Genomic DNA, 11,613 nt, shown 5'->3' with positions numbered 1-11,613 from the left:
CGTTCAATCTTACAACGACTCAATCACCTCAAATTATTTTGCGATAATTTCCATATTGCCAGAAAAATATTCTGCACTGAGAAAAACCACTTATGCTCTTTCTGCCAGTATTCGAGACTTATATCGCCCTCGCCTTCTTTGCGGGCAAACCCCTCAGTAACATCACAAAAACGGACCAGTTTCATTAAAACTGTCTGTTTTCACTTTTCTGAACTTCACTCTGGATATAAATGGGTCTCCCTCAACGGGTATGCATGCCGAAATCAGCATCCCATGTTTAAAAGGAGTTCAGATGTTGTTCAGAAAATCATTATCAGGTCTCGTGATCGCTGTGATTACGTGCTCCGCCACGATGGCGTACGGGTCACAGGAAAGGCCGACCATGTCTTTAGGTTATGAACAGGGGCATATCAGAGATTTTGGAGATGTCAGAGGCGGGAACTTCAGGTTTCAGTATGAAAATGCGAAACCCTGGGGTGTGATGGGGTCGCTGACCGCGATGAAGAATAGCTGGCAGGATGAACTCTCCTCATGCAGACAGGCTGATAAAACCTGCAGAGAGAGTTACCGAAAAAAACATAACCTTGATAGCAAGGCTGAATATTACTCCGTAATGGCAGGGCCAACCTACCGGCTATCTGAGAATTTAAGCGTATTTGCTCTTGGGGGTATTTCTCATTCGAGAGTCGAATTCCCTGCCCGAAGCGTCAAGCCTGTTTCTGCTTCTGACAACCCGCACGGTCAGTCATCCAGTCAGTATGCATACAGCACCGGTATTACGCTTAATCCTGCTGATAATCTGGCGCTGACTGCAGGCTATGAAGGCTCGCGCGCCAGTTTTGATGATAAAAAACACCCGGTCAAAAGCGTTTTCATGGATGTTGGTTATCGCTTCTGAGTTTTTGTTTTATGGTCCACAGGATGTGGGCCATTTTATGCCTTGCCCGGCGCACGGGGCCAGTCAACCTTATCCTTACTGTTTATTTCCATCCTGTAGACATCCGCTAAATATTTTTTCCAGTCAGCGAGTTTTCCTTTTTCCTCAATACTCAGTCCATAAACGTCCTGAACAATTGTCAGCATGCGTATTTCTTCGACCGCCTTTTCCAGCAGGTCACTCTTTAATGCAAAACGCCGGTCTGCCTCCCTTTTTTCCCGATCAGGAATATCAACCCATTCAGGCATGCCGTTTTTTCCTGCACCTCGTGTTTTGCCTTCCGGTGGCTGACTGACAAACTGACGCCAGACGTCTTCCGTAACGGGAATAATATCATCCTGCCAGGTGCCACCTGCCCTGTAAGCCTCTTCATCATCCAGCAAAAAAAAAGCATTCACTTTTGCACTGTAACCAAACCGCATGATTAATATCCCATTGCCAGCCAGTAAAATGATGGTTCACCCTTGCCTGCATGCAAGGTGAATTTTTGGGTGCTTACATTGTCCACGAACGAATTGTCTTTACTCTGTCCTTTTTTACCTGACTGCGTGATTAATACGGTCAGACACTTACTGGGAAATGTGGTGAGAAATCCAATATCACCTGCACCTGAACGATGCCCACCCTGAATGATGAGGTGACTGACCGGATCTTTCCAGACCAGATAGTCATCTCCCTTCAGCAAAGATGCTGAGCGGTTTATCAGCCATTTCTGCAGACTTCCGCCCCAGGTTTTGCCCTTAATATCCCCTTCGGCAATTAATTCTGATTCACCGACCTTCAGTGCTTTCTCCGTACTCAGCGAACCTTCAACCGTCAAATCGCCGGTTATTTCTCCGCCGCTGATTGAGATAAAACGTTTGTTAAAATCATCCCAGTCGACTTGCTGCTGGTGATTACACAAGATCCACGCATTCAGCGTCGCATTCCACTCGACTTCGTTTTGATGACACATGCTGAGCGTGCCCTTGATGAGTTCTCTGGCGGCGTTGTCATATACGGGATATGCAGGCAAATCGCCAACACGAAGTTTACAGGGTCCTGTGTTGGTCACTGCTGTGCGGAAAAAGAGACGCATACCCTCTGCGAGGGTTGTGACGGGTGGCTGACAGATAAGATGATAGCTGTCGCCTTCGGTTTTAGTTTTGCAATTATTAAGACGTCCCTGCTGCACAGCACTAATGAAGCCGTTTTCCGGAAGAAATGGCGCATGATCAGCCATACGTATTGCTGCGCCTCCTATCGATAGCGCGCCGTTTTCCACGGTGATGACCCATGCTGGCGTATAACCTGGATCTGGTGCCGGGGACCTCTGCTCACCTGTACGGGCAGCAACACCCGCTTTCACTGACAGATGACATTGCCCTGATCTCACTGTGCTTTGTGCGTTGCCGCTGTTATGCGGCCCGCTGTAGGCAATTGCCGGGTCAGTCGCATTGTAATAGGGCAATACTGTCAGGCCTGTATCGATATCTGCGTAAGTCGCCTGAATCAGATAGTTAATGCTGTAGCCTTGCACAGCGGGTGCATCAAGCCTGAACAGGCACCGAGACATATTAAATCCCTGTTTAAGGAGGGTACTTCCGTTATCAGCAGCCAGTGAGGAATAAGGTGTAGCATCAGAAGGCTGGAGGGAGTAAATCTGCCCTTCGCCAACTTCGACATTCATGGAAGCTGGTACGGTAGGCTTGCAGTTCAGACCATGCAGGCAGGTACCCTCACCCAGAATGGCTGCGGCCAGTTTTGCCAGTCCTGTCATGGCGAATTTATTCGTGTTCAGCAGGTCAGTTTCGAGCGGTATGGCGCCCGGGTATACAATCTGACGATCCATAATGTTACCCATAAAAAAAGCCACCTGCAGGGTGGCCGTCGATTATTAACCTGGGTAGTAATTAATGTATTCTCACCCAGACAAGCGTGCCTTCCGGTTTAACGGATTCTATCGCGGCGTAAATCTGCGCATCGGATACACTGCCGGTGAACATTTCGCGGGAGGCGTACTGTGCGCACGACGGGGTATCGTATCCCGCGGTTGAGACGCCATAGCCTGCAATACGGGGAATGCCCTGCCCTCTGGGGCGACTGACGTCGACAAATGCCTGATAAGGCAGGCAGCAGGAACCATATCTGCCGGCTGTGCCATAACCTGTAACCGGTCCGCCGTATGACCCGGTATCCGCAGGACGCGACGGTTCAAATACGACCGGTTTATTCCCGGTCAGCATCTCAATAATGTCGGTTACCGCCTGCCGTGTTCCACGTTCCCGGAAAAGACTGAGTCGTATCTGGTGTCTGAACTTCTCATCAGATACACCTGCCTGCCTGATAAGCCGGCCCCCCAGAAAGTCATATGCAACGATATCAAGCCATCCATCGCTGGCTGAAGAGATTCGCGTCTGCTGACAGGCATAACGATAAAGTGTGTAGCACCAGGATAACGAGGTGGCACAGGCAGACAGCGTGCCTGTCAGAATCCGGCTGTTATCGTTGAACCAGCCTTGCGGCAGCAGCGCGGCAAGTCGCATGAGGAAGTCGTTCTGATCGCCTTTTGCCATTCAGCTCACCGTAATATCACCTTTTCGAATCACCTGCGCGGGGGAAGCAGCCAGATCAGCTTTTGCGCCATTGAGGCTGACAGAGGTCACATTCGTCACCAGGGGACTGGCAGCATACGCCACTCTAACAAGCTGGGTATAAGCCAGAAGCTGGCCTGGTTTGAGGCCCTGGATGTAGTCCTTTATTGCGTGTTCAATTAGTTCCGCAACCTTTGCATGGTCAGCGCCCTCGGCTGAAATAAAAGAAAGAATGACGTTGGCAATAATTTTATCCGGCGTAAAGACACCAAAAGTAAGAGTGAAGCCGCGAACGGCATCTATTGCCCTGTATGCCCTGTCAATGAGTTCAGCGGGTGGATTGCCACTCCCGTCGTCGACAATTGCATAGAAATACCCCGGCTTTGGCGTTCCATCCCGGGCCACATTTTCTGTCAGTGTAAAGCTCATCCCGTTCTGCACATTACTGAGCGCAAACGCAATCGCCGCTCTGGTAGCTTTTGATAATGAAGCGATCCACATTCTGAATCGCGCGCGGAAGTCGTCATCCGTCTCTGCATCCTTCCCACCGGTAAACGGCTCAGTATTGGTTACCTGATCAACATATAACAATGTGCTGGTAATAATGCTGAGGGTGCCTGCCCGCACATTCCCGCCCGCGCCGGCAATATTTGCCTGTACCGGAAGCTCCAAAGCCTTAACGCCAGCCGCTAAAGTGTATTCTGGCTGACCAGGCTTATCTGCGACGACTGTGAAGGTCTGAGTGCCGTCGATTGTGGTTATTTGCGTACCAACCGGAATTATTGCCTGACACGCTGGCGTAACCCTGGAGAACGTCACTTTTCCGATGGCCTGCACGGCAGAGCGACGAAAAAAGCCAAAGTCCGCCATCCAGCTATCAAGGTCTTCCCCGGAGCAGGTGGCCGCGCGGGTCCTGACCAGCAGTTTCACAATTAACTGCTGGATCCACATGGTCACACCCGCATTTGACTCTGCAAGTGAGCGCAGAATACTGCCAACAGAGAAGTCCACCAGCTTTGCTGAGCGCGCCTGAATGGATGTGACCTGCTCGCTGACAAGTTCAGTGAAGGATTTGACGTTAAGCGATGACATACACTTACCTCATGACATCGAAGTGAAGAGTTTCAGGCGTGCCGGTTATGGCATCGGTGTAGGCGATCGACACACTGATGCCCCCCTCAACAAGAGCCAGCTTCACAGCAGGGGGAGGTTGGCGGGATACAGCATCTTCCAGCAACATCTGACCGCGTATGAGTGCCCTCCACTCACCCGGCTTGAGTGTCTCACCCACTTTCTTTCCCAGCCCGGCACCGTATTCAGGGTGAAAAAGATAGTCCCCCGGATTGGTCAGCAGTCGGCGAAGAATGCGCTGCTTAGCATGTTCTCCTCCGACGGCAGTGCGTAAGTCACCTGTAGAAGAAGGGCCCAGATCTCCGCCGGTGAAGTGATAGAGGTCGTGCATAGATTACCGTTCCAGACTGCTGTCGATTTGCTGCTTCGGAGGGGCTGTAAAGTTGCCCTGTCCCTTCTCAAGATGAGTATGACCACCATAAACCGAGCGGATACGATGAACGGTGCCATAGCGGCCATTGTTGTCGCGAATGTCCCGGACGACAGTCAGATCCCCTTCCATCCGCACATCACCCCCCGTGAAGTGATGTGCCGGTGCATCATAGATAAGTTTTTCCTTCGCACTCAGCAGGACTTCCCCGCTGTTAAGAAACTTCAGCAATGACCCACTCTGATGCACCAGCCAGAACTCACCGGACGGCGGTCCCGGACAGCAGTCCGTATCGTTATAGAACTGCCCTTGTGCCATCCCTGCGCCCGGCAGACCGGAATCAAATCCCACTTCCGCTACTGCGCCGATCACCGGCCCTGCTGCCAGCCCCCAGCCATTACCCGCCCACGGCGTACTGAGCGGTATCCAGCCGGTTTCCTCACCGGTCGGCTGAATCTGAACCTTTACTGCATAATTGACCGGGTCATAGGCGGTGATGATGCCCTGACGGGTCCCGCTTACACCTGCAGCGGACTGGCGGGCTGTGGCGGCCATAACATTCAGCAGTGCTCTCACCGTTCAATGTCCAGTGCAGGGCTGTGGTTTTTGCCAGAGATGTGCATTCTGTAGCCTGTTTCCCAGTTCACCGTGCGCCGTATACGATCACAGTAATAAACCTGATCAAACGGGCTTTCGGTGCCCTCAATACGTATGTATGTACCGGGCATGAGCAGATTGTCGCCCGGTACAGAACCGCTGAACGTCATCTCATGCTGAATGATTTGCCTGTAGAGAGACCGGGCCAGCTCAAGAGCGGCTGTGGGAGTTAATCCGTTACGGATTACGCGATAGACCTGCTTTTCGGCTATGGCCTTACCCGGTAAGGTTCCATGGGCCGGTCCCGGATAAGTTGCGATAAACTGCCTGTTCTTCAGCTTTGCATTCCAGCTCAGAACTTCCACCATTACCCCTTTTGAAATGGTCAGTGCACGTGAAAATGACAAGTCATCAGAGACATTGCACCGCGGATACCCCTGCTCGCCAGGCGGTTGCCAGCGGATAATATAGTGTCCATCACTGGCAGGTGCTCGCTTCGGTTCGAAGTGAAGGTTTTCACCCTCTACATAAACTGAAAAGTTTTCAATCGCTGCGAGCCCGGTAATGAGGTCCCATTCACTCTGCTCGCCGGTCAGATGTGTTGAATCAATCTGATAATATTCGCCCACACGCTGCGTCGTCGCTGTCACAACCGGTGTCAGGCCGTGACGCTGCGCCAGCGTGGAGGCTATCTGTGAGCTGGTGAGGTTTTTAAAGCTCTCGCCGGGTGTCTTCGCATCAATCAGTTTCGCGGTGTAATCGCGCCCTTCTGCGGTGATTTCAAATCGCGCCGGTTCGTAATGCCAGGTATCAATATTGCCGGTAATGTGTTTTTTTTCATCAATGCCTGCCGGGGTCACGACTGAGATAAACAGCTCAACCCTGATGGTGGTCTGCACCGCCCACCAGCTGAGCAGCTGCATGGCGGGCAGCAGCGCTGAAATCGCCAGCGTCAGCTCAAACGTGCCCGCGCCGCGAAACGCATTGCTCTCAATGCTGAAGGATACAAATGGCACACTGTTGCCGTTTAAAAGACAGCGCCCGCTGACGTGCCGGGCACTGGATGCTGTTATGGGATGATTAACGTCCATCGCTATTGCCTCGGGCTGGCGGGTATCTTCAGCGTGTGAATGCCGCTCAGCTGCGGATCGGACAGGTCATTGGCATCAGCGACGCTGGTCCATAAAGAGGCGTCTCCATACTGCTCTGATGCCACCTGGTAAAGGTTGCCGCCCGACAGCGTAACAGCCTTTATTCCAGCGGCAGACTGCCCTGCCTTGACGTTTTTATGCAGCCTTCCCAGCACGTCCTGAAGGCGGTAGAGAGCAGGAATGCGGGTCACGTGGTCTGACTGAAGGAGCAGATTACTGACGGTTCTGGAGACGGGGTTGCCGGGTACCAGTCCGCCCAGTGAGGTGATGTTACGCGCTGCGGCTTCAAGCAGCGCCAGCTCATGGTGAATGATGTTCCGGGCAGTAATCATCGGCCTGACAACGGCCTGCACCTGCGCGACCGTGGCATGTGCAAAGTCGGTGACCTGCTTAACAGCCTGATGCAGGTCTTTAACGGTCTGCGTAACGGCATCAATATTAATCAGATCAGCCAGACCCAGTGCCCGGCCCAGGTCACTGTCAATCAGTTCCCGCAGTGCACCGGTAAGAGCATCCACTTTCTCCGGCGAACCCTCATTACGGACGACTGCGACTTCAATGGAGTACGGGCGACGCCAGATCAACTCATAGACCGGTCTGAAAGCCGTGATGACCACCGTGAAACGGTAGTCATCAAGCGTCAGCAGTACCGGGTGCCCGGCGTCCCGCATTCTTTCCAGCGCACCGACGCGTGCACCTGCCTGAGCTCCCGTAAAGATGCCGGACCAGGTGAGTGGCTCATATTCGGTGCCCAGCACATCAATGACCCGCCTGCCCCCAATCAGCTGATGCTGTACGGTCTTCTGCCTGCCATGAATGGCAACCTGCTCAGGCACTTCAAATTCCATAAACTCGAAGTCGCCGAGCAGCAGACGGGTTACAGTCGGATCGATACCCTGTGCGAACTGTGGCAGTGAATTAAGAAATGACATACCGGGTGTGCCTGTCTGAGGGCCACTGAAAGTAAGGGGAGTAACCTGCAGGCTCAGCTGTGTGCTCTGCAGGGGCCTGGCTCACGGGGAAGATATCCCCGGACATCCATTCAGCTGGAAAATGACGTGCTTACTTTAGTGGTTACTGTGTTCTGATTTTCTGCTTTTTCAGGACGGCGAGATGTTTCTCGTTCCTGATATCGTTCAGGGCAGTTTTGACCGCGTTTTCAAGGGCCTCATAACTCACCGGTCCCAGCAATGTTTTATCGCCGATGATGGTTGCCGGTGTGCCTGGCAGGTGCAGTACTTTCAGAAATTCTTTGTTCACATCGATGATGTGCTGGGTATCAGGCCGGTACATGCTCAGTTTCATGCCGGCGGCTCTGTAAGCAGAATAGATACGCACATCTTCAGCCATCCCCCTGTATGACATCAGCGCATGATGAAATGCATGGAATTTTTCGGGCTGCTCAATCCAGACCGAAAGTGCCCGGCGCGTGACAGCAGTAGATGATTCCGGGCCCCATGAAAGCAGCTTGTAGGTGACGGCGATACGGGGATAAGCCTTCAGCAGTTTTTCCAGATTACCGTCAACCTCTTTGCATTCCAGACAGTCATAGTTAGTGAAACTTACTACTGTCAGTTCCGGATACGCTGCACCCACTCTGGGCGACAGCGGGTCGTTCAGCAGCTTATTGTGAATCAGCACCTCTGTCTGTGGCGAACGCTGAGGCTTTACAGTTTCCACGCTGGCTCTGACCAGCGCAGGGGGTACCTCTGATGATGCCTGCCCTGTGCCCATGAGCATCAGCATTAAAAAATAATCTTCGAGCATATCCCCTCCTCCCGGATGACTTTATGGCAGCTGCTAAGGCTGAGAATGAGGAAGTAAGCATGCCCGGCGCGACATTCAGAATCCTGAAAACCAGCCGTCCTGAGAGCATCTGTTGCAGATCGGGCAGACAGTGCTGCCAGCCGCATGAAATGAACGAATCAGTATGCCGTCAGGGCAGTGAGAGGCTGCCAGCCTGACCGGGATACACCATCAGCATGGTCGGATCAAAGTTGCTGGTGGACGCAGGCGCTCTGGCGGCCTGTTTACTGATACCGCTCATGACGGTGGCCACCAGGACCTGGCGCCCTTCATGCGTCATGAGAAGGTTAACGGGCTGCAGTGACTGGCCGCCGGTCACAGGCGGTATTGGCGGGTACAGTCCGGTTTTACGATACGTCTGCTCACGCTGCTGCTGTGTGTCAAAGTCCAGCTGAGAAGGCATCCAGGGCTTATAAGCGACTCCGTTATCCCGCGCATTCTGCCGGGCCAGCCTGTCACGTTCGGCCATTTCACGGCTCTGCGAGACCGTGCTGCCCGGATACAGGGCGGCCATTGTTATGGCTGAGATAATGCCCGGCAGACCGGTAAGCGCGGCGGTGAGACCAGTCAGACCCGTGGTGGCACTTCTGCCAATCAGCAGATCAATGCCCCAGCCCGCCAGCTTCAGCGGTGTCAGCAGTGCCCCTGCCGCATGTTTAATTACCCATAAACCGCCACTGATGCCTGCAAGCCCGGTTACGGCCATTGCCGCCTGCCCCACAAACTTCGCCATCTCAGGATGCCGGTGTGCGATATCTGCCATCTGCTGCAGGGAGTGCGTGAGCGTGTCCAGCCCCTGCGTGAACGTGTCCAGCAGGCCGCCATCTTTCCCCATCACCCGCTGCAGGTTCTGCCATTTCTTGTGAAAGTCGATCGCTTTGCCGTTATAGGTGCCGCCGACCGCGACATAGGCATCATTCAGCCCGCGCGCGATGCCGTAGGCGTCGATACGGTGGTGGATGGTCTCAAGCTGTTTGTCGATCAGACTGAACATCTTGCCGCCGGTCCGCCCGAATATCAGGGCGTTCTCACGCTGCTTCTGTTCTTCGGTGTAGTGGTGCCTGCGGTAAAGCGGCAGGATGACATTTTCATAAAATTCGACAGGCGACTGGCTGAAGAGCTGCGCGTTGATAAGGGGATTGCCCCTGAAACGCTTCACCCCGCCCAGACTGTTAAGTTCAATCTTACTGGCATCCCAGATGCCCATCGTCATCAGGTCGTGCGTGACCTGATTGGGCAGCTTTATAATCCCGTTTAAACGGTTATAGGCCGTCATCAGCGCATCACCTGCTGCACTGCCCTTCAGCTCACCGATAATCGGCTCCAGCTCAGCAAACAGTGCTTTATTGCTCAGGTTGAAGGCGGAGGTGCCCGCTTTGGCCATGAACTGGCGGTACTGAGTGAAATCGACATTACCACCTGAAGACTGAATGGCGCGAAACGCTGCGTCCATCAGTTCATTAAAGCGCTCCGGGCTTTTCAGGCCGCCCGCCGTCTCGGTGAAGCGCAGCATGTCCATCTGCTTCACCGTAGTGGCCTCTCGCTGATGCTCATCCAGCCCGCGTGAGGCGAAGTTGATTCGCGCCAGCACCGGTGCTGCCAGTTTTGCCGCGCGCAGCTGCTCCTCCACAGACTTTCTGCCGGACTCGCTGAAGACACCCTGCGCTTCCACAAGATATTTCAGCATGTCAGTGGCTGAGGCGCCCCGGACCCGCGTGGTTTCGGCGAAACGCAGAGCTTCTTCAGTTGCCGGCTGACTCATGCCAAACTGCCTGAACTTCTCCGTCATGGTCTGGTAACGGGCCGCCTCATCAACAAAGCCTTTCAGCATTCTGAAACCCAGATAGCCGGTGGCCATATTGGTCATACCCTCTGAAAAGGAGCCTCCGCCAGGTTGTCGGCCATTACCGCCGTGACCAGAACCGCCGCCGCCCCAGCCGCCCGGGGGCACGCCATTATGCCAGCCATGCCACCAGCCACCCTGTCCTGAAGGCGGAGGCAGTGCAGATCTTCCGCCAGGGTTGCCATATCCACCGCTGCCGCCTGCAGCTGCGGCACCTGCTGCCAGAACGGGCAGCATCATGGCGGCACCAAAGCTTCCCGCCGCCAGTGGCGCATGCCGGGAGGCACGGTTGATGCGCTGCGTCTGGTCAGCTATCTCACGGATGGCACCGGCATATTCACGCGCTCCGCGGGATGCGCCGTTAAACTGATTGTTCAGGGAGCGATTAAGTGCCTGCAGCGCAGATGTCGCCTCGCGAGCCGCACTCGTCAGTGCTTTAATGTTCCGGGTGATGGTGACGAACTTCTTATTCAGCTCAATCGCATCGCGGCTTACCTGCAGCAGGTTGCGCGTAATCTGGTCATCGAGCGCCAGCCGCACGGCTACGCGGTAAGCCTGAACATCCATGCGATCCTCGTTTTAAAGATGTAAAAAAACCCAGCCAAGGCTGGGTTTAATTTAGGATAAAATAATCATAAATAACAAATGATTATATAAATTCAGTGTATTATGCCTTTATCAGATGTGCCAGCATCTAAGCAACTGTATTAAGTAGCTAAATTAATATCGCTGCCGCAGTGCTTACATTTTATGGCTTCTGGTTTAATCATCTCAGCACAATAAGGACATTTAACTAAACCTTCACTCATCTGGTCCATTTCGATTGACTTATGATCTTTTCGAATGCATAGCGAATGAATTAACGCAATTATAAAAAACAAAGCGCCATACAACCACCAGCCAAAGAATGACCGCCCTTTACTGCTTGCTATCGCAGCAGGAATACAGCCTATCAATGCACACAAAATCAGCAATTCCATATCCCTATCCCCATTAAAAGTATTCAGATAAATCCTAAAGGGAATCTGATGTAAAGGGAAGCAAATCTACCACTCTGTGAAACGGGTACCGTCCTCTATCGACTAAGCTCTTCCCTCGTAAATGTGATCAAGCCTTTGTTGTAATTCAGATTATGTATACACGTTTTTAAGTCATGGCTAATCATGTCATTCTTCCTTACCAAGTCTGCCGGATCAGACACATCA

Annotated in this window: 12 protein-coding genes and 1 pseudogene; 1 reads left to right on the top strand and 12 read right to left on the bottom strand. The window is 53.0% G+C overall.

What is annotated here, in order from left to right:
* Window positions 1-33: 33 nt before the first annotated feature.
* Window positions 34-191 (bottom strand): annotated as a pseudogene (locus FJW00_RS07180) (ASCH domain-containing protein); the annotation flags it as partial.
* A gap of 59 nt (window positions 192-250) precedes the next feature.
* Between FJW00_RS07180 and FJW00_RS07175 the strand changes: the two are divergent.
* Window positions 251-898 (top strand): Ail/Lom family outer membrane beta-barrel protein, encoded by a 648-nt coding sequence (locus FJW00_RS07175; protein WP_140923361.1) that lies wholly within the window; start codon window positions 251-253, stop codon window positions 896-898.
* Window positions 899-933: 35 nt separating this feature from the next.
* Here FJW00_RS07175 and FJW00_RS07170 read toward each other — a convergent pair whose 3' ends face one another.
* The 11 genes from FJW00_RS07170 to FJW00_RS07120 all read right to left on the bottom strand — a co-directional run bounded on the left by FJW00_RS07170 (window position 934) and on the right by FJW00_RS07120 (window position 11,388).
* Window positions 934-1,359: a tail fiber assembly protein gene (locus FJW00_RS07170; RefSeq protein WP_140923360.1), complete on the bottom strand. Its 426-nt coding sequence runs from the start codon at window positions 1,357-1,359 to the stop codon at window positions 934-936.
* Window positions 1,360-1,361: 2 nt separating this feature from the next.
* On the bottom strand, window positions 1,362-2,780 hold the full coding sequence (locus FJW00_RS07165; protein WP_140923359.1) for a gp53-like domain-containing protein: 1,419 nt from the start codon (window positions 2,778-2,780) through the stop codon (window positions 1,362-1,364).
* Window positions 2,781-2,829: 49 nt separating this feature from the next.
* Window positions 2,830-3,492, bottom strand: a complete 663-nt coding sequence (locus FJW00_RS07160) for a UCP028438 family phage-derived protein (RefSeq protein WP_140923358.1) — start codon at window positions 3,490-3,492, stop codon at window positions 2,830-2,832.
* Window positions 3,493-4,602: a baseplate J/gp47 family protein gene (locus tag FJW00_RS07155; RefSeq protein ID WP_140923357.1), complete on the bottom strand. Its 1,110-nt coding sequence runs from the start codon at window positions 4,600-4,602 to the stop codon at window positions 3,493-3,495.
* Window positions 4,603-4,606: 4 nt separating this feature from the next.
* Complete coding sequence (locus FJW00_RS07150; protein WP_140923356.1) at window positions 4,607-4,972, bottom strand: phage tail protein; 366 nt, start codon at window positions 4,970-4,972, stop codon at window positions 4,607-4,609.
* A gap of 3 nt (window positions 4,973-4,975) precedes the next feature.
* Complete coding sequence (locus FJW00_RS07145; RefSeq protein WP_140923355.1) at window positions 4,976-5,587, bottom strand: phage baseplate assembly protein V; 612 nt, start codon at window positions 5,585-5,587, stop codon at window positions 4,976-4,978.
* Entirely contained in the window at window positions 5,584-6,531 is a 948-nt protein-coding gene (locus FJW00_RS07140) for a phage late control D family protein (RefSeq protein ID WP_258317019.1), read from the bottom strand. The genes FJW00_RS07145 and FJW00_RS07140 overlap by 4 nt, the downstream gene beginning before the upstream one ends.
* A gap of 170 nt (window positions 6,532-6,701) precedes the next feature.
* Window positions 6,702-7,691 carry a LysM peptidoglycan-binding domain-containing protein gene (locus FJW00_RS07135; RefSeq protein ID WP_140923353.1) on the bottom strand — a complete coding sequence of 330 codons (990 nt, stop codon included), beginning with the start codon at window positions 7,689-7,691 and terminating at the stop codon, window positions 6,702-6,704.
* A gap of 142 nt (window positions 7,692-7,833) precedes the next feature.
* Window positions 7,834-8,526: a thioredoxin domain-containing protein gene (locus tag FJW00_RS07130; RefSeq protein WP_140923352.1), complete on the bottom strand. Its 693-nt coding sequence runs from the start codon at window positions 8,524-8,526 to the stop codon at window positions 7,834-7,836.
* 169 nt (window positions 8,527-8,695) lie between these two features.
* Window positions 8,696-10,975, bottom strand: a complete 2,280-nt coding sequence (locus tag FJW00_RS07125) for a hypothetical protein (RefSeq protein ID WP_140923351.1) — start codon at window positions 10,973-10,975, stop codon at window positions 8,696-8,698.
* 140 nt (window positions 10,976-11,115) lie between these two features.
* A complete protein-coding gene (locus FJW00_RS07120) occupies window positions 11,116-11,388 on the bottom strand; it encodes a zinc ribbon domain-containing protein (protein ID WP_140923350.1) in 273 nt (90 codons plus the stop codon).
* Between the last annotated feature and the right edge of the window lie 225 nt (window positions 11,389-11,613).

Source organism: Pantoea anthophila (genome assembly GCF_006494375.1).
In the GTDB taxonomy this organism is placed as follows: domain Bacteria; phylum Pseudomonadota; class Gammaproteobacteria; order Enterobacterales; family Enterobacteriaceae; genus Pantoea; species Pantoea anthophila.
This window is presented reverse-complemented; position numbering and strand designations above follow the sequence as displayed.